The sequence below is a fragment of the Flavobacterium sp. 20NA77.7 genome (assembly GCF_031326205.1).
GTDB classification, from domain to species: domain Bacteria; phylum Bacteroidota; class Bacteroidia; order Flavobacteriales; family Flavobacteriaceae; genus Flavobacterium; species Flavobacterium nakdongensis.
The window spans coordinates 1,097,504-1,119,432 of sequence record NZ_CP133721.1 but is presented as its reverse complement, the minus strand read 5'-3'; the positions used below and the strand labels follow the sequence as shown (position 1 = coordinate 1,119,432).

General features: G+C 31.2%; 23 protein-coding genes. 19 read left to right on the top strand and 4 right to left on the bottom strand.

Annotation, left to right across the window (positions count from 1 at the left end):
- The first annotated feature begins 3 nt into the window (after positions 1–3).
- Together RF683_RS05005 and pdxH are read left to right on the top strand one after the other, a co-directional pair.
- Entirely contained in the window at positions 4–909 is a 906-nt protein-coding gene (locus tag RF683_RS05005) for a ribonuclease Z (RefSeq protein WP_309533096.1), read from the top strand.
- Positions 910–952: 43 nt separating this feature from the next.
- The gene (gene pdxH, locus RF683_RS05000; protein WP_309533095.1) at positions 953–1,594 is read left to right on the top strand and encodes a pyridoxamine 5'-phosphate oxidase; all 642 of its coding nucleotides are present in this window, start codon (positions 953–955) and stop codon (positions 1,592–1,594) included.
- Between the two features lies 1 nt (position 1,595).
- Here pdxH and RF683_RS04995 read toward each other — a convergent pair whose 3' ends face one another.
- Positions 1,596–1,976: a Rid family detoxifying hydrolase gene (locus RF683_RS04995; protein ID WP_309533094.1), complete on the bottom strand. Its 381-nt coding sequence runs from the start codon at positions 1,974–1,976 to the stop codon at positions 1,596–1,598.
- A 26-nt stretch (positions 1,977–2,002) separates the two neighbouring features.
- Positions 2,003–4,639, bottom strand: coding sequence for a putative LPS assembly protein LptD (locus RF683_RS04990; RefSeq protein ID WP_309533093.1), 2,637 nt, complete (start codon positions 4,637–4,639; stop codon positions 2,003–2,005).
- Between the two features lie 111 nt (positions 4,640–4,750).
- Between RF683_RS04990 and RF683_RS04985 the strand changes: the two genes are divergently transcribed.
- From RF683_RS04985 to RF683_RS04930, 12 genes are all read left to right on the top strand, one after another.
- Positions 4,751–5,848 (top strand): N-acetylmuramoyl-L-alanine amidase family protein, encoded by a 1,098-nt coding sequence (locus RF683_RS04985; protein WP_309533092.1) that lies wholly within the window; start codon positions 4,751–4,753, stop codon positions 5,846–5,848.
- 1 nt (position 5,849) lies between these two features.
- Positions 5,850–6,971: an N-acetylmuramoyl-L-alanine amidase family protein gene (locus tag RF683_RS04980; protein WP_309533091.1), complete on the top strand. Its 1,122-nt coding sequence runs from the start codon at positions 5,850–5,852 to the stop codon at positions 6,969–6,971.
- 35 nt (positions 6,972–7,006) lie between these two features.
- Positions 7,007–7,981: an MlaD family protein gene (locus RF683_RS04975; RefSeq protein WP_309533090.1), complete on the top strand. Its 975-nt coding sequence runs from the start codon at positions 7,007–7,009 to the stop codon at positions 7,979–7,981.
- A gap of 6 nt (positions 7,982–7,987) precedes the next feature.
- Positions 7,988–9,292: a (Fe-S)-binding protein gene (locus tag RF683_RS04970; RefSeq protein WP_309533089.1), complete on the top strand. Its 1,305-nt coding sequence runs from the start codon at positions 7,988–7,990 to the stop codon at positions 9,290–9,292.
- Between the two features lie 21 nt (positions 9,293–9,313).
- Complete coding sequence (locus RF683_RS04965) at positions 9,314–9,763, top strand: LNS2 domain-containing protein (protein ID WP_309533088.1); 450 nt, start codon at positions 9,314–9,316, stop codon at positions 9,761–9,763.
- Between the two features lie 27 nt (positions 9,764–9,790).
- On the top strand, positions 9,791–10,582 hold the full coding sequence (locus RF683_RS04960; RefSeq protein ID WP_309533087.1) for a (Fe-S)-binding protein: 792 nt from the start codon (positions 9,791–9,793) through the stop codon (positions 10,580–10,582).
- 40 nt (positions 10,583–10,622) lie between these two features.
- Positions 10,623–11,234, top strand: a complete 612-nt coding sequence (locus tag RF683_RS04955; RefSeq protein WP_309533086.1) for a hypothetical protein — start codon at positions 10,623–10,625, stop codon at positions 11,232–11,234.
- Positions 11,234–11,716, top strand: coding sequence for an ABC transporter ATPase (locus RF683_RS04950; protein ID WP_309533085.1), 483 nt, complete (start codon positions 11,234–11,236; stop codon positions 11,714–11,716). Before RF683_RS04955 ends, RF683_RS04950 begins: the two co-directional genes overlap by 1 nt.
- 72 nt (positions 11,717–11,788) lie before the next feature.
- Positions 11,789–14,680 (top strand): glycoside hydrolase family 3 N-terminal domain-containing protein, encoded by a 2,892-nt coding sequence (locus RF683_RS04945; protein ID WP_309533084.1) that lies wholly within the window; start codon positions 11,789–11,791, stop codon positions 14,678–14,680.
- 1 nt (position 14,681) lies between these two features.
- Positions 14,682–15,137 carry a DUF1801 domain-containing protein gene (locus RF683_RS04940; RefSeq protein WP_309533083.1) on the top strand — a complete coding sequence of 152 codons (456 nt, stop codon included), beginning with the start codon at positions 14,682–14,684 and terminating at the stop codon, positions 15,135–15,137.
- A 5-nt stretch (positions 15,138–15,142) separates the two neighbouring features.
- Complete coding sequence (gene bshA / locus RF683_RS04935) at positions 15,143–16,288, top strand: N-acetyl-alpha-D-glucosaminyl L-malate synthase BshA (protein WP_309533082.1); 1,146 nt, start codon at positions 15,143–15,145, stop codon at positions 16,286–16,288.
- A complete protein-coding gene (locus RF683_RS04930; protein WP_309533081.1) occupies positions 16,285–16,755 on the top strand; it encodes a protease complex subunit PrcB family protein in 471 nt (156 codons plus the stop codon). The genes bshA and RF683_RS04930 overlap by 4 nt, the downstream gene beginning before the upstream one ends.
- 30 nt (positions 16,756–16,785) lie before the next feature.
- Here RF683_RS04930 and RF683_RS04925 read toward each other — a convergent pair whose 3' ends face one another.
- Complete coding sequence (locus tag RF683_RS04925; RefSeq protein ID WP_309533080.1) at positions 16,786–17,256, bottom strand: hypothetical protein; 471 nt, start codon at positions 17,254–17,256, stop codon at positions 16,786–16,788.
- Between the two features lie 58 nt (positions 17,257–17,314).
- The gene (locus tag RF683_RS04920) at positions 17,315–18,121 is read right to left on the bottom strand and encodes a hypothetical protein (RefSeq protein WP_309533079.1); all 807 of its coding nucleotides are present in this window, start codon (positions 18,119–18,121) and stop codon (positions 17,315–17,317) included.
- Positions 18,122–18,197: 76 nt separating this feature from the next.
- Between RF683_RS04920 and aroC the strand changes: the two genes are divergently transcribed.
- The 5 genes from aroC (at position 18,198) to RF683_RS04895 (ending at position 21,895) form a co-directional block, all read left to right on the top strand.
- Complete coding sequence (aroC, locus tag RF683_RS04915; protein ID WP_309533078.1) at positions 18,198–19,262, top strand: chorismate synthase; 1,065 nt, start codon at positions 18,198–18,200, stop codon at positions 19,260–19,262.
- A 36-nt stretch (positions 19,263–19,298) separates the two neighbouring features.
- The gene (locus RF683_RS04910; RefSeq protein WP_309533077.1) at positions 19,299–20,333 is read left to right on the top strand and encodes a T9SS type A sorting domain-containing protein; all 1,035 of its coding nucleotides are present in this window, start codon (positions 19,299–19,301) and stop codon (positions 20,331–20,333) included.
- A 212-nt stretch (positions 20,334–20,545) separates the two neighbouring features.
- Positions 20,546–21,019: a transposase gene (locus RF683_RS04905; protein WP_309533076.1), complete on the top strand. Its 474-nt coding sequence runs from the start codon at positions 20,546–20,548 to the stop codon at positions 21,017–21,019.
- Entirely contained in the window at positions 20,982–21,149 is a 168-nt protein-coding gene (locus RF683_RS04900) for a hypothetical protein (RefSeq protein WP_309533075.1), read from the top strand. Before RF683_RS04905 ends, RF683_RS04900 begins: the two co-directional genes overlap by 38 nt.
- Before the next feature lie 230 nt (positions 21,150–21,379).
- Complete coding sequence (locus RF683_RS04895; protein WP_309533074.1) at positions 21,380–21,895, top strand: hypothetical protein; 516 nt, start codon at positions 21,380–21,382, stop codon at positions 21,893–21,895.
- Positions 21,896–21,929: the final 34 nt, after the last annotated feature.

The window sequence follows — 21,929 nt, the reverse complement described above, 5'->3', positions numbered from 1 at the left end:
AAATTGAAAATAAAAATATTGGGCTGTTATGCCGCTACACCAAGAACTATTACCAATCCTACATCGCAAGTTTTAGAGATTAAAAATCATATGTTCTTAATAGACTGTGGAGAAGGAACACAAGTGCAATTGCGAAAACATAAAATAAAATTTTCACGTATTGAACACATATTTATTTCTCATTTGCATGGTGATCATTTTTTTGGTTTAATTGGCTTAATTTCTACTTTTATGTTATTGGGCAGGGAAAAAGATTTGCATATTTATGGTCCAAAAGGAATTAAAGAAGCTATTTTATTACTGTTAAAATTAGGAAATGCTTATACAAGTTATGGTTTGTATTTTCATGAATTAAAAGCTACAGCATCTGAAGTAGTTTTTGAAGATGATAAAGTTAAAGTTTCAACAATTCCATTACAGCATAGAGTTTATACTAATGGTTTTCTGTTTGAAGAAAAGGTTACGGAACGACCTTTAAACATCAATGCTATTCTTAATTATGATATTGATAAAGTATATTATAACAAAATTAAGCAAGGTGGGGCAATTACTTTGGAAAATGGTCAACAAATTCCTAATGATTTATTAACTTTCGAACCATCTGCACCCAAAAGTTATGCGTTTTGTTCTGACACTATGTATTCAGAGAAAATAGTTCCGTTACTTACGAATACTACTGTTTTATATCATGAATCAACATTTTTAGAGAACGAAATTGACTTGGCTGAAAAAACAATGCATAGTACTGCTAAACAAGCGGCAAAAATTGCTAAATTAGCAGCCGTTAAACATTTACTATTAGGACATTATTCTACTCGCTATGGTGATATTGAGCTATTTAAAAAAGAAGCCCAAGAAATATTTGATAACGTCTTACTTGCAGACGATGGATTGGAATTCGAATTTTAAATAAAGAATAACAACCTTACACCTTTCCCTTTACTTATAAAAAATGAAAGATTTATCAAACTATAGAAAATCATACGAAAAGAGCGAATTATTAGAAAACACCATTCCTGGTGATGCGATTCAATTGTTTCATAAATGGTTTTATGAAGCGGAAGAACAAGAAAAGGGAGAAGTTAACGCTATGACAGTGTCGTCTATGGGTTTGGATGGATTTCCAAAAAGTAGGGTAGTACTGCTTAAAAAATTCAATGAAGAAGGTTTTATATTTTACACTAATTATAATTCAGAGAAAGGAAAAGCTATTTTGCAGCACCCAAATGTTTGTATTTCTTTCTTTTGGCCGATATTAGAACGTCAGGTAATAATTAAAGGAATAGCTGAGAAAACAACAGCACAAGTTTCAGATAATTATTTTAATTCTCGTCCAGAAGGCAGTAAGTTGGGTGCAATTGTTTCGAATCAAAGTGAAGTAATTCCATCAAGAGAATATCTAGATGAAAAATTAAAAAACTTAGAAAAAGAAGTATCAGGATCCAAAATTAAACGACCAGAAAATTGGGGTGGATTTTTAGTAAGACCAATATCTGTTGAATTTTGGCAGGGAAGAGCCAATAGACTTCATGATAGAATTCGATATGAACTTCAGGAAGGGTATAATTGGAAAATAGAGCGTTTAGCGCCTTAGTTTATTTTATAGCCAACATTGAAATTTCCACATTTACATTTTTTGGTAAACAAGCTACCTCAACCGTTTCACGAGCAGGTGCAGTTGCTTCAGAAAAATAACTGCCATATACTGCATTTATTTTAGCAAAATTAGACATGTCGCTAATAAATATTGAAACTTTTATAGCATTTTCAAACGTCATGTCAGCTGCTTCTAAAACAGCCTTTAAATTTTCCATTACCATTTTAGTTTCTTCTTCAATGGAGTCTAATACAAGTAAACCTGTCGCAGGATTAATTGCAATTTGCCCTGATGTATACAAGGTGTTTCCAACTAGAACAGCTTGATTATAAGGACCAATTGGTGCAGGAGCTTTTTCTGTAAAAATTATTTTTTTCATTTTTGTGTAGGTTAATATATTTTGATTTATCGTAAACGTGCATCAGGAATTTTTCGTTTTTCCCATTTAATATCGCTAAGCATAGATGATTTAACCCCAATGAAGAAATTCCAGTACGAATAGACACCTACAGGAACAATACTAAAGTTCATTTTCCAGCTTTCTAAATCTCTCTCAAATCTAAGTTGGGTAAAAGAAAGTCCATTTCGAGCAAAGTCATATCCAGAAGAAAATCCTAATTTCCATCTTACTGCAAGATCTAAATTACCAGAAACCATTAAGGAATTAGTGGTAATTTGTCTTTCCTTTTTATCGTTTGAATAGGTTAGGGAATAAGCCAAGCGTAAATCCCATGGAATCTTAAATTTGTATAATTCAGATTGGTTTGCTCTGCCTTGATTTTTTTTATCAAATAACGTTTCGTTGTTGTTGCTTAAATCAGTTCCTCTACCAAATAAATCGTCACTTCTTCCTCCATTTTGAACATTTTGTTTTTCTGTTTTGTCCTTTTTAGTTTTGTCAAAATCATTACTCGATATATTATAACTAAGCGTTAAGTTTGAGCTGGTCATTCTAAGAAGTGCTCCACCATTTGAAATGCTGTATTCATTTATTTTTACGCCATTTTCATCAATAGCATATGGATCAAAAGTAGCTCCAAAATTAACATTCAATTTGTTTTCAAATAATTGTGTTCCACCAACAAATCGAATAGGAGCTAATTTAAATTTATCCCCTGCAAAATTATAATTTGTAGAAAAATTAAATTGGTTTAATAACATAATCTTTTTTGATTCTCCTTTTTTATTTTCTTTGTCAAGAACTTTAGCTTCTAAAGAGTTATTTAATGAAAAACCAATTGCATTTGCAATTGCATTTCCAGGCGCTCCTAAAATAGAACCTTCAAAACGGCTAAAATCAACTTGATTTCCATTTTGATCTAAGTATGTGTCATAGTATTGGTTAAAACTTGGTGTATATCCATACGAGATATTTGGCCGCATAATATGTCGTATTGCTTGAATTTTGTTTGTTTCTTTAAATGTATACGTTCCATAAATAGTGGTTCCTAAACTTGCTCCAAAATTATATGTTCTGTAAGAATCAAAACCATTTATACGAACAGTTTCTACTTTATTAGTTGTGCTATTGTAATATTTATTTATAGTATTAAAAACCCAACTTTCGCTGTAATTTGCATTTGTTGAAACACTAAAATATTTAAATATTTTAAAATTTGTAGTCAATGGGATTGTATGTGAAATACCCGCTAATGCATCATTGAACATTTCCGATTTAAACAAAAATTCTTCTTTTGTTTTTACTCGATTTTCACCTCTTAAATTATATTGAAAATTAATATTTTGAAAAAAACCTTTTTTAATAGCATCTGCTTTTGCAAAAGGAAAAATTCTATCTACACTTGCATTAAATGTTGGTAAAGTCATATTTACATCGCCTGTATTTGTGTTTTGGCTATGCGTAACAGATACAGAGAAATTAATTAATGGCACAATAGGTATTGTTTTTGAATAACTCACAGAGGAACTCATTGTATTGTTTAAATTAGAACCTACATTAATAATATTAATAGATTGTCTAAAATATTTACTACTTCCAAAGTTTACCGATGCAGAGAATCTAGAATTAGCAGAAGCTTTTGCATCCTGTGTATGAGACCATTGAATATTGTATAAATTTGTTTTGGAATAATCAGAGAATCCTCTTTCTCCTGTTATTTGATTTTCGTATCTAAATTGTACATTACCGCCAAATTTATATTTTTTATTATACATTGATTCTGCTCTTAATGCATAACTACCATTTGTATAATAATCGCCTAATAGCGCTAGGTCATAATAGTCACTTAAAGCAAAATAATATCCACCATTTTGTAAAAAGAACCCTCTGTTGTTACTTTGACCCGGTGCAGGCATTATAACTCCTGAAGTATTTTTGTCGGTCATTGGAAAAAAGGCAAAAGGCACACCTATAGGGGTGGGAACATTGGCAATGAACATGTGTGTTAACCCGGAAACAAATTTCTTTCCAGGCACTAATTTCGCTTTGTAGGATAAAAAATAATACTCAGGATCTTCTTTGTTTTCTGAAGTGGTAAATCGAGCTTTTTTAAAGAAAATTACGGAATCATTTTCTCGTTTTGATATTTCGGCTAAAATATTCATTTCGCCTTGTTTGGTTTTAGAATTCCAAATCTTAGCCTTTCCTGTTTTGGTATTATATCTAATAGAATCGGGTTCAATAATATTTTGCCCTTGCTTAAAATAAGGATATTGGTAATACTTCCCCGTGCTATCTTTTAGTCTTCCTGCATAGATTTCATTCTTTTCATAATCTAAAACAATAATCCCAGATTTAATTTCGTAGTCTTGGTAACGTAATTCGGCTTCATTATAAAGTGTAAGTTTCTTTTTCTTTTGGTCAAGTTTTTCATAGTCTTTAGCTTTTCTTTTTACAATACCTTCTAAGAAGACTTTTTTATTTTTTACACTATCATTTTTAACCGTGTCCTTAGATTTTACAAGCGATTTCACATCTACTGTAACACTGTCTGTATTCTTTTTAGTTTGTGAATAAATTTCTGAATTCCCAGCACTTAGAAAAAAAATAAAAAAAACGATATGAATTAACTTTGTACTCAAATGTATATATACTATTTTTGTAAAAAATGGTTCGATTTTTGCGGTGTCAAACTTACGTATATTTTTTGTTAAATTTTATTTAATTAGTAAAATTATAACTTATTTAAAAACATGAAGAAAATTTTAATAGTACTTATACTAACCATATCCTCTCTTTCATTTTCGCAAGAAGGAAAATTTAAATTAGTTTTAGATGCAGGACATGGAGGTAAAGATCCTGGCGCAAATAAAAATGGTTGCGTAGAAAAAGAAATTGCTCTAGATGTAGTATTACAAATAGGCGAACTATTAAAAAATTATTCTGATTTTGATGTCAAGTATACGCGAACTACAGATGTCTTTATTCCTTTACGTGATAGAGCAAAAATAGCAAATGATTTTGGTGCTAATTTATTCGTTTCGATACATTGTAATTCTTCTGTTTCTCCAAATCCTTCTGGCTCAATGACATTAGTAATGGGACTTTCGCGTTCTAATATGAATTTTGAAATTGCTAAAACTGAAAATGCCGTAATTTTTCAAGAAGATGATTATAAGAAAAATTATAAAGGTTTTGACCCAAATAATCCGAGTACGCAAATAGGTTTAAAAATTTTACAAGAAGAAACATTATTACAAAGTATTGAATTTGCAAGTGAAATACAAAACCAATTTAAAAACACACTAACACGAAAAGATTTAGGCATGCATCAACAACCTTTATGGGTGTTAGATGCTACCGTTATGCCAGGAGTACTTATTGAGTTAGGATTTTTATCTAATTATAAAGAATCCAAGTATTTAAATTCTAAAGAAGGAAGACAAAATTTTGCTCAAGTTATAGCTTTGGCAATTCTTAAATATAAAAATCAATTATTAGGAACAGAAACTCCATTGTTTGAACCAAAAGTACTTACACCTATTATTATAGAAGAAACCAAGCCTGAAATTGTACCTATTGTCGATACGGTAAAAACTATTCCTTTAGATGTGCAACCTCAAGTTGATGATCAAAAAAAATACAGAGTGCAAATAGGATATAGTACCACAAAATTAGATTTAGTACCTGCTAATTTCAAAGGTTTACTAAACGTAACTATGAAACAAGAAGGCAATGCATATAAATATTTTTACGGGAACGCTTCGAGTGCTGAAGAATGTAAAAAATTACTCGCTGAAGCTAAAACAAAAGGTTTTAACACTGCTTTTATGGTAGAAGATAAAGAATAATATGGGTAAGAAAAGGAATGTCATACTAGCATGTGTCTTGCTTTCTACAGTTTTTACTTGGGCACAAAACAAAAAGTTTAAAGTTGTTTTAGATGCTGGCCATGGCGGTAAAGACTATGGCGCAACCTACCATGGAAATATTGAAAAAAATATAGCATTAAAGACAGTTTTGAAAATTGGTGCTATATTAGAAAAAGAAGCAGATATTGAAGTTATTTATACTAGAAATACTGATGTTTTCGTAGAACTTGATGAAAGAGCTAACATTGCAAATAAGTCAAAAGGGCATTTGTTTATATCTGTCCACTGTAATGCAAATGCAAATCAAACAGCAGATGGAAATGAAACCTTTGTAATGGGTATCACTCGAAATGCAGCTAATTTAGAGGTTGCAAAGAAAGAAAATGCCGTTGTTACTCTAGAAAAAAACTACAAAATAAAATACGATGGATTTGACCCTAATAAGCCTGAATCAGTTATGGGGTTATCAATTCAACAAGAAGAAAATTTAGAACAAAGCATTGCTATCGCTAGTAAAATTCAAGAAGCCTTTATTAAATATACAGGAAATAAGAATAGAGGGGTAAAGCAAGCTGGTTTTTTAGTGTTAAGAAAGATAACTATGCCTAGAATTTTAGTAGAAATGGGGTTTGTATCTCATAAGACCGAAGGCGCATTTTTAAATTCAGAAAATGGTCAAGATAAATTAGCCGAAGCCATTTCCACTGCTGTACTGAGCTATAAAAAAGAATCATTTACTTCAGAAACACCTAAAAAGGAAGTTGAAAAAATAGAGAAAAAAGAAGAAGTTAAAAAAGAAGAACCAATTAAAAAAGAAGTTGCTCCAGCTGAAAAAACAGTATCTCACGATGCAGTTGTTTTTTCGGTTCAAATTGCTACTAGCACAAAAAAACTAGAAACCATCCCTTCTAATTTTAAAGGTTTAAAGTCTATAACAGTAGAAAAAGAAAATACCTTATATAAATATTTTTATGGCACAGCAAATGAACATAAGGCCGCAAAAGAATTATTAAAAGAAGCTCAAGCGAAAGGATATTCTTCCGCATTTATTGTAGCTACAAAAAATGGTAAAAAAATAAGTATAAGCGAAGCCATCAAATAAATATTAGTATTTTTGTAAAATAAAACAACCTTACATTGAAAGTTACAAGAGAGTTAAAAGTTGCCGTATTAGTTATTTTATCAATAGTATTATTCTATTGGGGATTTAGTTTTTTAAAAGGAAAAAATTTATTTGATACTACTACAAAATTGTATGTGGTGTATGATAATGTGGCTGGTTTGGCGCCTTCTTCTCCAGTTACAGTTAACGGATTAATAATTGGAAAAATTAATAAAATTGATGTGCTTGAAAACGGCAAAATGCTTGTTGAAATGGCAATTACTAACGAACAAGTTCAAATTACAAAATCTAGTTTAGCCGAAATTCAAGGAATGGGCATTGTAGGAGGTAGAGAAATTGCCATTATTGTAAATTTTGCCGATAAAAACTATGCGGTTTCAGGAGATACGTTAAAAGCAGCAAATAAATTAGGTTTAGCCGATGAACTAGCCATACAAATGGAGCCGTTGAAAGTAAAAGTTGAAAAATTATTAGATAACGCTAATCAACTTTTTGAAGGTGTAAATTCTACCCTAGATAAATCTACTCAAGCTAATCTTAGATTAAGTATTGCCTCTTTACAACAAACTTTAGATGAGTTTAGTCAAGTAGCTAAAAACGCAAATGAGCTAGTTACATCAAATAAATCAAAGCTAAATGCTACATTTACTAATTTTGAAAAAACAGCCGCTAACCTAACTAAAATTTCAGATTCTTTAGCCAAAGCAAATTTAGCTTCCACAGTTAAAAATTTAGAGAAAACGTTAACAAACGTTAATGGCGTTTTACAAGATGTTGAACAAGGAAAAGGCTCAATGGGTAAACTTATGAAAGACGATGCATTATATGTTAATGTAACTAAAACAGCAAAAGAATTAGAATTATTATTACAAGATTTGAGATTGAACCCAACACGTTATATCAATGTTTCTTTTTTTGGAAAGAAAAATAAACCATACATTGTGCCAAATGAATCAAGCACAAAAATTAAGGAGCAAACAACTAAATAGAAATCTATGAATTTTTTACCCAATATTATTTTTGCTTGTATACTCGCCATAGGAGTGGGGTATTTCGTTAAAAATGTAAAAAAAATTATTAGAAATATAAAATTAGGAACAGCTATTAATCGCTCAGATAATTCTTCTGCGAGATGGAAAAACATGTTCTTAATTGCTTTAGGGCAGAAAAAAATGTTTTCTCGTCCCATTCCAGCACTTTTACATTTAATAGTGTATATTGGGTTTATTATCATCAATTTAGAATTACTAGAAATTGTTATTGATGGTCTTTTTGGAACACACAGAATATTTTCAGGTTTAGGAAGTCTGTATGGTTTTCTAATTGGCTCATTTGAAATTTTAGCCGTATTAGTATTAGTAGCCGTTTTTGTATTTTGGATAAGAAGAAATGTTATTAAAGTTAACCGTTTTACTAATTCAGAATTAAAAGGATATGCCAGTAAAGATGCAAATACTATTTTGTATTTTGAAGTGGTTTTAATGTCCTTGTTCCTAATTATGAATGCAACAGATATTCATTTTCAACAAGCCGAAAATGGAAACATTATTTCGCAATATATTCATCCTTTTTTCAATTCATTCTCCATTACAGCTATCGAAATTGTAGAAAATATAGCATGGTGGTTACATATTATCGGAATTTTAATTTTTTTAAATTACTTATATTTTTCAAAACATTTACACATCATTTTAGCGTTCCCAAATACATTTTTTGCCGATTTAAATGCTAAGGGTAAATTAGATAATTTAGCAAGTGTTACTAATGAAGTGAAATTAATGTTAGACCCTACTGCCGATCCATTTGCTGCACCTGCAAATCCTGAATCAGCTTCAGCTAAATTTGGTGCAAGTGATGTGCAAGATTTAAATTGGGTCCAATTATTAAATGCATATACATGCACAGAATGCGGTCGTTGTACGTCTTCATGCCCTGCAAATAATACGGGTAAAAAATTATCGCCTCGAAAAATCATGATGGATACGCGTGATAGATTAGAAGAAGTTGGAAAAAATATTGACGCAAATAAAGGCATTTTTGTCCCAGACGGAAAATCGCTACTCAATGATTACATTACCCCTGAAGAATTATGGGCATGTACATCGTGTAACGCTTGTGTGGAGGAATGCCCAGTAAGTATAAGTCCACTTTCAATAATAATTGATATGCGACGCTATTTAGTTATGGAACAAAGTGCCGCACCGATGGAATTAAATACGGTCATGACTAATATTGAAAATAATGGTGCGCCTTGGCAATACAATCAACAAGATAGATTGAATTGGGCAAACGAATCCTAATACACAACTAAAATACATATAATGAAAGCAGAAGAAATCGATGGGAAATTGCAAGCCTTATCTATAAATGGAGAACAGTTAAGTCCAATTTTGCCTGAAGGAATAAAAAATTATTTAATTGATATTGATGGAACTATTTGTGATGATATTCCAAATGAAGAGCCAGAAAGAATGGTAACTGCAGGCGTTTATCCTGATGCATTAGTAACACTTAATAAATGGTATGATGAAGGACATATTATTTACTTTTTTACATCACGTACAGAAGCACACAGAGCAGTTACTGAAGCATGGTTGCAAAATCATGGGTTTAAATATCATGGTATGTTAATGGGAAAACCAAGAGGAGGTAATTACCATTGGATTGATAATCATTTAGTAAAAGCAACAAGATATAACGGAAAATTTACTGATTTAGTAGATAAAGAAGTTACCATTCAAGTTTTTGATGACGAAGAACATCAAGGATAAAAAACTAACATATTTAAAATATAATCTATGTCTGAAAATATAATAGTACCTACTATGGTCGAAATGATGGCGCAAGGCAAACATCCAGACGTGTTGTTTTGGGTAGGATGTTCAGGTAGTTTTGATGATAGAGCTAAAAAAATCACTAAAGCTTTTGTAAAACTTTTAAATCGTGCTCAAGTTTCGTTTGCTGTTTTAGGCACCGAAGAAAGTTGTACAGGTGATCCTGCAAAAAGAGCTGGAAACGAATTTTTATTTCAAATGCAAGCGCTTATGAATATTGAAGTTATGAACGCTTATGAAGTAAAAAAAATAGTGACGGCTTGTCCGCATTGTTTCAATACTCTTAAAAATGAGTATCCAGAATTAGGTGGAAAATATGAAGTTGTACATCATACAGCATTTTTAAAATCGTTGTTAGATGAAGGAAAATTAACTATTGAAGGTGGACAATTTAAAGGTAAAAAAATTACTTTCCATGATCCTTGTTACTTAGGAAGAGCAAACAACATCTATGAAGCACCAAGAGAATTAATTCAAAAATTAGACGCAGAATTAGTTGAAATGAAACGTTCACGTGCTAATGGACTTTGTTGTGGAGCAGGTGGTGCTCAAATGTTTAAAGAACCTGAAAAAGGAACTAAAGACATCAATATAGAACGAACAGAAGATGCCTTAGCTACTAAAGCAGAAATAATTGCAGCGGGTTGTCCATTTTGTAATACGATGCTAACCGACGGAGTAAAGCATACTCACAACGAAGATAAAGCACAGGTTTATGATATTGCCGAATTAATTGCTAATGCACAAGATTTATAATATGTTAAAAAATATAATCTTCTTTCTATTATTGTCCACTATGATGTTTGGACAAACCTATATGGATAAAGTAAGTAAAGAAACTTGTGAATGTATCAATAAGAAAAATATTGATCTTAAATCATCAGATGTAGATAAATTACAAGTCGAATTAGGTTTATGTATTATGCAATCTTATACGAAATTTTCAAATGAATTTCCAAAGAATAAGAGATTAGATTTTTCAGATTCTAAACAAATGGAAACTTTTGGAATGGAAGTTGGAATGAAAATGATTAAAGATTGTCCAGATATCATTTTAACATTAGGCAAAAGCTATAGAAAAAACACACTTAATGATGAATCTGAAGATGATTTAGTGTTAGATTCAACAACAGTAAATACCGAAGAACCTGATGACGACATAACAATTACAGGTGTTTATCAAGGATCTAAAACAGATGGATTTTATTATATAACAGTAAAAGAATCTTCAGGAAAGATAAATCAAATGGCTTTAATTAATAATTTTGAAAATTCATTTTTAATTTTAGACCAAGTATTAAAGCAAAATGATAAAGTACAAGTTTCTTATTTTGATGCGGAACTTTTTGATGTAAAATTAAACCGATTTGTAACCGTAAAAGTAATTTCCGACATAAAAAAACTATAATGTATATACCTTTTGAAGAATTACCCGAAGACGCAAAGATTTGGATTTATCAATCTAATAGAAAACTAACTGATGATGAAGTAGAAAGTATTACTTCTAAATGTCAAGATTTTATAGAAAATTGGGCTGCACACGGCACTTCTTTAGCGGCTTCTTTTGTAATTAAGTATAATAGATTCATAATCTTCGCTGTAAATCAAGAAGTTCAGCAAGCTACTGGATGTTCTATTGATGCCTCTGTTCATTTTATTCAACAGTTAGAGCAACAATTTGTCATAGAGCTATTAGATAAAATGAATGTAACATATAGAAGTGGCGAACATATAGCGCATAAATCATTACTAGATTTTAAAAAAATGGCAAAAGAAAAAGCCGTTTCCGAACATACGATTGTATTTAATAATTTGGTAAATACAAAAGGTGAATGGGAAGAATTTTGGGAAGTGCCAGCAAGTGAAAGTTGGCATAGTAGATTTTTCTAAAAAAATACTTAACTTTGAAATCATCAAGAGTAAATTACTTTTGATGATTTTTTATTTGATAAAACAACACAAATGAAACGCCTATATATTTTATTTTTTTTAGTATTAATTCAATTTGTTTTTTCACAAACTAACAAGAAAATACAACCAGAACCTATTTGGGTTGATAGCATATATAACTCACTAACATTTGATGAAAAAGTAGGACAATTATTTATGGTTGCTGCTTATTCAAACAAAAATGAAACCCATGCTCAAGACTTAGAAAAATTAATTAGTCAATATAAAATTGGTGGTTTAATTTTTTTTCAAGGTGGTCCAGTAAGACAAGCTAAATTAACCAATAGATTTCAATCTCAGTCAAAAATTCCTTTACTCATTGGCAATGATGCTGAATGGGGGTTTAGTATGCGTTTAGATTCTACTGTAAAATATCCATGGAACATGACACTTGGAGCTGTCCAAGATATGAAATTGATTGAAAAAATGGGAATGCAAATGGCTAAACAAGCGAAAAGGTTAGGCGTACATTTTACATTTGGCCCTGTAGTAGATATTAATACAAATCCTAGCAATCCAATTATAGGAAATCGTTCATTTGGTGAAGATAAAGAAAATGTTACCAAACGGGCACTCGCTTACATGAAAGGTTTACAAGAGAATGGTGTTTTTGCAACCGCCAAACATTTTCCAGGTCATGGCGATACCGAAACCGATTCGCACCATACCTTACCTGTAGTTAAATTTGATAAAGCCCGATTAGATGATGTTGAATTGTACCCCTATAAAGAACTCATTAAAAATGGTTTGGCTAGTGTAATGGTGGCGCACTTAAATGTGCCAAGTATAGAGCCGCGCGAAGGATATCCTACTTCTTTATCTTATCACGTGGTGACAAATATTCTTAAAAATGAACTAAAATTTGAAGGGCTTATTTTTACAGATGCACTAAATATGAAGGGCGCTAGTAATTTTAAGCAACCTGGCGATGTTGATTTAGAAGCCTTTCTGGCAGGAAATGATGTCATGTTGTTTGCTGAAAATGTACCCAAAGCCATAGAAAAATTTAATCAAGCGTATCAAGCAAATGTTTTTTCAGAAGAACGTTTAGCGCATTCGGTAAAAAAAATATTAACCTATAAATACAGAGCGGGCTTACATAATTATAAGGCTATTGATTTAGTAAACTTATATTCAGATTTAAATGATGTTTCCTATGACGCATTGAACTATCAATTATTTGAAAATGCAGTTACAGTATTAAAAAATGAATCAAAAATTATTCCTATTCATAAATTAGAAAAAGAGAAAATAGCTTATGTAAAATTAGGCGATGGTGCTAATGATACTTTTTTAACTAAATTAAAAGAATATGCTTCAGTTACAGAAATTACTGCCTTTGATTTAGATACAGCCTTATTAGATTTAGCAAATTATTCTAAAGTCATTATTGGCTATCACAAGCCAGATGGAGCATGGCGAAAAAATGAACTTACTTTTAGAGAACTCAACTGGATTGATAAAATTTCTAAGGAAAATGAAACTATTTTAGCTTTTTTTACTAAGCCGTATTCCTTATTAAAATTCCCAAATTTTCATCATACAGAAACAGTTATTCAGGCGTATCAAAATACAGATATGGTGCAAACCATAGTTGCCGAAATTATTTTTGGTGCCAAAACCGCTAAAGGTAAATTACCCGTTTCTATTAAAGATAATTTTTTAGTTAACGAAGGAATTGTAATTAATGAAATTAAAAGATTAGGCTATAATATCCCTGAAAATGTAGGCATGGATTCAAAAAAATTAGCCCAAATTGAAACCCTTGCTAATTATGCTATAACTCAGAAAACAACGCCAGGTTTACAGGTACTTGTCGCTAGAAAAGGACAAATAATTTATCAAAAATCATTTGGTTACCATACGTATGATACAATTCAAAAGGTTAAAAATACGGATATATATGATGTTGCGTCATTAACAAAAGTATTAGCTACATTACCTGTATTCATGAAACAATATGATAAAAGAAGAATAAGTTTTGATACTCGTTTATGTGAAATGTTACCTCGGTTTGAAAATACAAATAAAGCAAATGCAACTGTTTTAGATATGCTAACTCATCAAGCTAGATTTCAACCTTGGATTCCTTTTTATAAAGCAACATTAGATTCTTTAAAAAGACCTGATTCATTATATTATAGAACAAGTTATTCTGAAGAATTTCCGACGAAAGTGGCGTGGAATTTATATTTAAGAAAAGCGTATAATGATACGATACTTAATTTAATTGCGAAATCACCCTTATTGCCTTCAAAACAATATAAATACAGTGATTTTTCATTTATCCTTTTGAAAGAATATTTAGAACACGCATTACATAAAAAATTAGATGTGCTTGCAGATGAAAATTTTTATTCTTCATTAGGTGCTACCACCATGACATATAATCCTTTACAAAAATTTGAAGTTACACGAATTGCACCAACAGAAATTGACACCTATTTTAGATACCAAACCCTTCAAGGCTACGTTCATGATATGGCGGCAGCAATGCAAGGTGGGGTTAGTGGGCATGCAGGACTTTTTTCAAGTGCTATCGATGTAGCAAAAATGATGCAACTTTATTTACAGAAAGGAACCTATGGCGATCATGACTACTTTTCTGAAAAAACCTTTAATGATTTTAATACGTGCTACTTTTGTAAAGATGGTAATAGAAGAGGCGTAGGCTTTGATAAACCACAATTAGGTAACGAAGGTCCTACTTGCGGTTGTGTATCCATGACAAGTTTTGGGCATACAGGATTTACAGGAACTATGGCTTGGGCAGACCCAGAAAAAGAAATTGTGTATGTTTTTTTATCTAATAGAACATTTCCAAATGCAGATGTGAACAAGTTATCTAAATTAAGTATTAGAGAAAAAATTCAACAAATTATATACGAATCAATTATTGAATAATATGACATCAAATGCAACTACAGTTGAAGAATATATAGCTTCTGTACCAGAAGAGAGACGTCCTTTTATTGAAAATATTAGAAAGATTATAATAGAAAATTTGCCTGAAGGTTTTGAAGAAGGAATGAGCTACGGAATGATAGGGTATTATGTGCCACATAGTATTTATCCTAATGGGTATCATTGTAATCCTAAATTACCGTTGCCATTTATAACATTTGCCTCACAAAAAAACAGCATTAATTTTTATCATATGGCTTTGTATATGGATAAAGGTTTGTATGATTGGTTTGTGGCTGAATATCCAACTTATTCCAAGCAAAAATTAGACATGGGGAAAAGTTGTGTACGTTTTAAAAAATTGGAAGAAATACCTCTTGAATTACTTGGTAAATTAGTAAAAAAAGTAAGTGTCGCTGATTGGATTGCTCAATACGAAAAAGCACTAAAAAAATAGATAAAATGAAAATTGCAATTGTATGTTATCCCACGTTTGGTGGGAGTGGAGTAGTGGCAACTGAATTAGGTTTAGAGTTGGCAAAAAAAGGACATGAAATTCATTTCATTACCTATAAACAACCTGTACGTCTTTCTTTGCTGAATCCTAGCATACATTTTCATGAAGTAAATGTGCCCAATTACCCCCTTTTTCATTACCAACCTTATGAACTAGCTTTATCAAGTAAGCTGGTCGATATGGCAAAATTACATCAAATTGACGTTTTGCACGTACATTATGCTATTCCTCATGCCTATGCAGGGTATATGGCAAAAAAAATGCTAGAAGAAGATGGTATCTTTATTCCTATGATTACGACATTACATGGAACAGATATTACCTTAGTAGGCAATCATCCATTTTATAAAACAGCGGTTACATTTAGCATAAACCAATCAGACTTTGTTACTAGTGTATCTCATAGTTTAAAGGAGGATACATATCGTTTATTTGATATTAAAAAAGATATTCATGTTATTCCAAATTTTATAGAGATTGACGAAAATAAACATAGTGATACAAGTCAAGTTTGTCAACGTTCTGTTTTAGCAAATTCAAATGAACGTATTATAACGCATATATCTAATTTTAGAAAAGTTAAAAGAATTCCGGATGTAATTCAAACCTTTTATAGAATTCAAAAAGAAATCCCTTCTAAATTAATGATGGTAGGGGAAGGTCCAGAAAAAATACATGCCGAAAAATTATGTGATGAATTAGGTATTTCAGATAAAGTAATTTTCTTTGGAAATAGTAACGATATAGAACAAATTTTAAAATATTCAGATTTGTTTTTGTTGCCTTCTGAAACAGAAAGTTTTGGCCTTGCTGCTCTTGAAGCAATGGCGTTTAAAGTTCCTGTTATTTCAAGTAATTCAGGAGGTATTCCTGAAGTAAATAAAGAAGGCGTGTCGGGCTATTTAAGTAATGTAGGGGATATAGATGAAATGAGTAAAAATGCCATTAAGATTTTAAAAGATGATGCCGTTTTACATCAATTTAAAGAATCGGCATTTCAAGTAGCTAAAAAATATGATATTAGTACAATTATGCCTCTCTATGAAGATTTATACAACCAAGCTATTCAACTTACAAAATCTAAAAAATGAAACCACAATTTAGAATATTAAGTGTTTTTTTAATTTTATTTACATATTCGTGTAAAACAAGTTTGCCTGTTGCTTCAACTAAAGAAAGCGCTCAAAAAAATACTGAACAGCTATATTCTATTGTATATAAAAATCAGCAAGGAACAATTAAAACAAAACAAACTCGAATTATTACTACAAACGAAGCTTTTACAAATCTCATTACAGAATTAGCTATACCTGTAACAGATTATGAAACAATATTAAATATAGATTTCAAAAAACATAATTTAGTTGCTTATTTTATGGGAGAAAAACCTTCAAGTGGTTTTGATGTTAAAGTTGAAAATTTTTTTGTTACAGATACTAAAATTGAATTAACAATAACAGAAATCATACCTGCTAAAGGCGATTTAGTAGCAAACGTATTAACAGCGCCGTATGTATTTATAGTCATCCCCAAAGGAAAAGAAATAGTAGTAAAATAATAAGAGCCGTTAATTAACGGCTCTTATTTATTAAAATCTGTATCGAATTCCCAGTGCTATATCTGGACCAAAATCATCACTTACCCCATCTGATAAATAAATTTCTGGTCTTAAATCTAAAGATAATTGCAATGGAAAATCAAAATTATACTCAACACCTATATTTCCAGCTACAAAAAGAAAGGCATCATTTGTTCCGTTTGAAGACCAATTACCTAATCCACCACCAGCTCCAGCATACCAATTAAGCCCATTGTCAATATTCCATACCCATTGGTATAAACCAGCTAACTTAACCGCATCAACTTGTTTACTATTTCGCCAACCTAAGTCAACTTCTACACGATTTTTACTAGTAATACCTCTTTGATAAGAGATTTCACCACCAAAACCATCATTGTCACCTAATCTAAAACCTATTGCGTTTTTAGAAAAATTTTGTGCTTGAGCAGTAAATACACAACCAAGAACAAACAAAGATAAAATAAGTACTTTTTTCATGTTTTTTTAATTTAATACAAAAATAGACTATTTAAATAAGACAGAATCATTTTACGAATTAATTAACATTATAGGTATGTAGATATTCCTTTTGATTTTGTGTGTTTGTTGATGGAATACCTAATTGTGTAGCCACTGCTTGCGCTACTGTATAGTTAGTGTCTGTATTGGAATATACCATACCTTTGTTTTTAGCAATATAAAGCGTAGAAGTCATCACATCTTGGGGTTGCAAATAGGTAATAGTAAATGGTAATCCAGCAATAATTTGTGTGCTCGTAATTTTTAAATTTAATACTATTTTGGTGGTTTTTACATCTGTATAATTAGTGCCGTTTGGAGAGTTAAATGTTGCAAAAGATTCCCCGCCTAATGAGGTTAAAGTATAATCAATAGTTAGTGGATTATTATTAACTGTTTGCTGAAAAGATCCTGTTTTAGTGCTTAACGTTTCATTTGTTGCAGCGCTACTTTTAAAAATTATAAAGTTTTGTAAATCTAAAACAAAACTAATTGGTAATGCCTGTAATTGATTGATTGTTAAACTTCCTGTTAAAAAAAGAGTGTTGTTTTCTTTTCGCACAGCATTGTTTTTTAGTGACGAAGAGTAAAAACCAGTTGCTAAATTATTTTTAGCTTTAAATTTTTTGTAGGTATAAGGTGTAATTAATGTATCGCCCGAAACGTATAAAGAATCTCTGGTAGTAGTGCCATTTCCTACTACATTATAAGTCCACCAATTTCCTGTATTCATTGGAATAGTAAAAACAAGTTCTGGTGTATTTCCTCCTCCATCCGAAACATCACTATTAGAACATGAAATACATACTAAAAATAAGCTAAAAAAGTAGATAAGGGTTTTCATGGATTCTATATTGTTATTTATTAGTAAACATTAATTAACTTTGCTAATATATAAAAAAACAATTTAAATTCAATTTATGTCAAATACAATTGGAACACTTTTTAGATTAACAACTTTTGGAGAATCACATGGTGTAGCCTATGGCGGAATTATAGACGGCTGTCCGTCAGGAATTAAATTAGACTTGGATGCTATTCAAAATGAGTTAGATAGAAGACGTCCAGGGCAGTCTAAATTAGTTACTGCACGAAATGAAAAAGATGAAGTGCAATTTTTATCTGGGATTTTTGAAGGCATAACAACTGGTACTCCAATTGGTTTTTTGGTTCCAAATACTAATTTTAAATCAAGTGATTATACACATTTAAAAGACACCTATAGACCCAGTCATGCAGATTATGTGTACCAACAAAAATATGGCATTAGAGATTATAATGGAGGCGGAAGGAGTTCAGCACGAGAAACTGTGAATTGGGTGGTAGCAGGAGCCGTAGCAAAACAATTCATTTCAAACATCAACATAAAGGCATATGTTTCATCTGTAGGGAATATAGAACTCAATAAACCATATACTTCTTTAGATTTGACTACAATTGAAGCTAACGACGTGCGATGTCCAGATGCGGCTACAGCCCAGCAAATGGAAGAATTAATTAGAGAAATTAAAAAACAAGGCGATACAGTAGGAGGAACAATAACTTGTATCATTCAAAATGTACCTGTTGGACTAGGAGAACCTGTTTTTAACAAACTCCAAGCCGATTTAGGAAAAGCGATGTTGTCTATTAATGCGGTTAAAGGATTTGAGTATGGATCAGGATTTCAAGCTGCTACGCTTAAAGGAAGTCAACATAATGATTTGTTCAATGAAGACGGTACCACACAAACAAATTTTTCGGGAGGCATACAAGGAGGAATTTCTAATGGAATGGATATTTATTTTAAAGTTGCATTTAAGCCAGTAGCTACTTTATTGCAAGAACAAGAGGTGTTAACATCAGATGGAAAATTAGAAATGCAACAAGGAAAAGGCAGGCATGATGCATGCGTAGTTCCTAGAGCTGTTCCTATTGTTGAAGCTTTAGCTGCTTTAGTACTTGCAGACAATTATTTGTTAAAAAATATAAATGATAAAAAATAATACTTACATTTGTAAACAACTCAAAAACAATATTTTATGAAAAAAACTTTACTTTTTACACTTTTAGTCGCAACTTTTGTATCGGCACAAACCTTGCAAACAGAAGATTTTAATACATTAACGCTTGGAAATGTTGCAACTTCAACAGCAGCTGGACAAGGTGGATGGTACTTAGCCGCTTCAAATGGAACAGCACCAACAACTTCAACAAATGCGGCCTACACAAATGCTCAAATTGTTACGTCTGGAGGGTCAAACGCGCTACAGGTTGTAGGGCCTAATGGAGATAAAGGTAGTCGTTTTATATGGAAAGACGGGGTTAATACTGCATGGGCTGCTAGAACCACAGGTAATAATATTATTGAAATTGAGGCAGATATCAACCCAGGAGCATTGAGTACATCGCAAAATTTAATGGGAGTTTATGTATATGATAGTACTTATACTAAAGTTTTAGCTGGATTTGCTGTTAATGCATCAACAGGAGAATTATATTTAGTTTGTTATTCTACTTCAGGAACAACTACAGCAAATTACAGTTGGAGACTTGCCGCAGCTCCAGGAATTATTTTACCTGCAAGTCAAGTGAGCAGAATAGGTGTATCTTATAATAAAACAACAGGTCAAGTACGTATCAAAGGACCAGGAATAGCAACAACTGGATTAGCATTAACGGGAGCTGCAATAGCTACTGACCCTTTTGAAGTTGATGTAATTGCAGTTGCAGGAGGAACTACCACTGCTGTAAATACAGCTGCAGCAACAATGGTATTTGACAATATAACTGTAAAAGCAACTGCTGCTGATAGCTTATTAGGAATAAATTCATTTAATGTAGACCCTACATATGTTTCTTTATTTCCAAACCCAACTACAGGTATTTTACATATAGATACAGCAAACAATGCTGAAGTAAAAAGCATGCAATTAGTAGATGTAAATGGACGTGTAATAAAAATCGTAAATGGCTTTACAGCTCAATTAGATTTAACAACACTTTCAAATGGCGTGTATATGTTAACTATAGAAACAGCTACTGCCAAAGAAACTAAAAAAATAATTAAGAATTAAGAAGCTTTCGACATAAACAAAAAAACCACTTCATATTGAAGTGGTTTTTTTGTTTATTTGTAAAAGTTCATTGAAAATGGCATAAACTCCCCGCTGTGCAAAGTCTCCCGACTTTGAGCTAATACTAAATAAAAAGTTACAGTATTAATTTTGTATTTTTTTTATTAAAAAGTATTGAGTTTGATTATATTTGATAAAATTATTTACACGCCATGAAAGAAGGATATATTATAAGAGAGCAAGAGAAAGCACATTTTGTAACAACTACTGTAGTAGATTGGATAGATGTTTTTTCAAGAAAGAATTATAGAGATTGTATAATTGAATGTTTGGATTATTGTATAAAAAACAAGGGAATGATTTTATATGGATATGTTATTATGAGTAATCATATTCACATGATAATACAATCTAATACTGCTGAACTTTCTAATTTATTGCGAGATTTTAAAAAATTTTCTGCTAAAACAATTTTAAACAAAATACAAACCGAACCTGAGAGTAGAAGAGAATGGATGTTAGAAAGGTTTAAATCAGCAACAGAAACTCATTCAAGAAATAAAAAATTATCAATTTTGGCAATATGGAAATCATGCAGAAGAGATTTATACAGAGCATTTTTTGTGGTCGAAATTAGATTATATTCACATGAATCCAGTACGTGCAGGAATAGTTTCAAATATTGAAGATTATATTTATTCTAGCGCAAGTAATTATGTTAATGGAACTGGAATTATTGAAATAGAATTGTTAGAAATACCAAAAGTTGATGTGTTAAAACCTTCTTCTTTCGATAAATATATAAGTCAAAAGTAGCTCAAAGTCGGGAGACTTTGCGCAGCTGGGGATGATTTAGCCATACAAGATTTTAATAAATCTTTAGAATTTAATCCAGATGATTTATTAATACTATCTTATCAAGGTCAAGTTTATGAAGCAATAGGAGAAAAAGAAAAAGCTTGTACTTGTTATTTAAAGAGCAAATTACTTGGAAATAATCAAATCGATGACATAATAGATAAAATAGGATGTAAAGCCAAATAGACATGAAAAAAATATTAATAACCATTTTTCTTATTAGTTACCAATTAGTTTTATCTCAAAGAAATGATATATTAGATAGGAAAAATGTTTTTACATTAGAAGTCTTTGGGCACTCGGATAGTTTTCTAGCAGTTAATTACGAGCGATTATTTTTATCAGGTAATGAGAAATTAATTTATTCATTCCGTACTGGAGTAGGAAGAAAACCAGGTTATGATTTTCACGGTGAATATTTTAAAGGCGTTACAACTGTACCTTTTGTTTTTTCAGTATTATATGGAAAAAAGCATTTTGCTCAATTAGGTTTAGGCTATTCTGCTCTTTTTAGTCAAAATTTTGTATATAGTTCAAGTGAAGTTTATAAAGAATTTGAATCTGATTTTTCTATAAGTATTGGTTATAGGTTTATGACAAAGGATGGTATAGTAGCTCAAGCTTACCCAGTATTTATTTTAAAAGATAACCCAGTAACAAAAAGTATGCTTTCCTTTGGAGTAAGTCTCGGCTATTCTTTTTGACATTTTATTACAATAACACCCACCCAACCCCAAA

Bases quoted from the DNA above. Each gene is read 5' to 3' on its own strand.
- pdxH (WP_309533095.1), top strand. From the start codon at position 953: ATGAAAGATTTATCAAACTATAGAAAATCATACGAAAAGAGCGAATTA.
- RF683_RS04995 (WP_309533094.1), bottom strand. From the start codon at position 1,976: ATGAAAAAAATAATTTTTACAGAAAAAGCTCCTGCACCAATTGGTCCT.
- RF683_RS04985 (WP_309533092.1), top strand. From the start codon at position 4,751: ATGAAGAAAATTTTAATAGTACTTATACTAACCATATCCTCTCTTTCA.
- RF683_RS04980 (WP_309533091.1), top strand. From the start codon at position 5,850: ATGGGTAAGAAAAGGAATGTCATACTAGCATGTGTCTTGCTTTCTACA.
- RF683_RS04970 (WP_309533089.1), top strand. From the start codon at position 7,988: ATGAATTTTTTACCCAATATTATTTTTGCTTGTATACTCGCCATAGGA.
- RF683_RS04965 (WP_309533088.1), top strand. From the start codon at position 9,314: ATGAAAGCAGAAGAAATCGATGGGAAATTGCAAGCCTTATCTATAAAT.
- RF683_RS04960 (WP_309533087.1), top strand. From the start codon at position 9,791: ATGTCTGAAAATATAATAGTACCTACTATGGTCGAAATGATGGCGCAA.
- RF683_RS04955 (WP_309533086.1), top strand. From the start codon at position 10,623: ATGATGTTTGGACAAACCTATATGGATAAAGTAAGTAAAGAAACTTGT.
- RF683_RS04950 (WP_309533085.1), top strand. From the start codon at position 11,234: ATGTATATACCTTTTGAAGAATTACCCGAAGACGCAAAGATTTGGATT.
- RF683_RS04945 (WP_309533084.1), top strand. From the start codon at position 11,789: ATGAAACGCCTATATATTTTATTTTTTTTAGTATTAATTCAATTTGTT.
- RF683_RS04940 (WP_309533083.1), top strand. From the start codon at position 14,682: ATGACATCAAATGCAACTACAGTTGAAGAATATATAGCTTCTGTACCA.
- bshA (WP_309533082.1), top strand. From the start codon at position 15,143: ATGAAAATTGCAATTGTATGTTATCCCACGTTTGGTGGGAGTGGAGTA.
- RF683_RS04930 (WP_309533081.1), top strand. From the start codon at position 16,285: ATGAAACCACAATTTAGAATATTAAGTGTTTTTTTAATTTTATTTACA.
- RF683_RS04925 (WP_309533080.1), bottom strand. From the start codon at position 17,256: ATGAAAAAAGTACTTATTTTATCTTTGTTTGTTCTTGGTTGTGTATTT.
- RF683_RS04920 (WP_309533079.1), bottom strand. From the start codon at position 18,121: ATGAAAACCCTTATCTACTTTTTTAGCTTATTTTTAGTATGTATTTCA.
- aroC (WP_309533078.1), top strand. From the start codon at position 18,198: ATGTCAAATACAATTGGAACACTTTTTAGATTAACAACTTTTGGAGAA.
- RF683_RS04910 (WP_309533077.1), top strand. From the start codon at position 19,299: ATGAAAAAAACTTTACTTTTTACACTTTTAGTCGCAACTTTTGTATCG.
- RF683_RS04905 (WP_309533076.1), top strand. From the start codon at position 20,546: ATGAAAGAAGGATATATTATAAGAGAGCAAGAGAAAGCACATTTTGTA.
- RF683_RS04900 (WP_309533075.1), top strand. From the start codon at position 20,982: ATGAATCCAGTACGTGCAGGAATAGTTTCAAATATTGAAGATTATATT.
- RF683_RS04895 (WP_309533074.1), top strand. From the start codon at position 21,380: ATGAAAAAAATATTAATAACCATTTTTCTTATTAGTTACCAATTAGTT.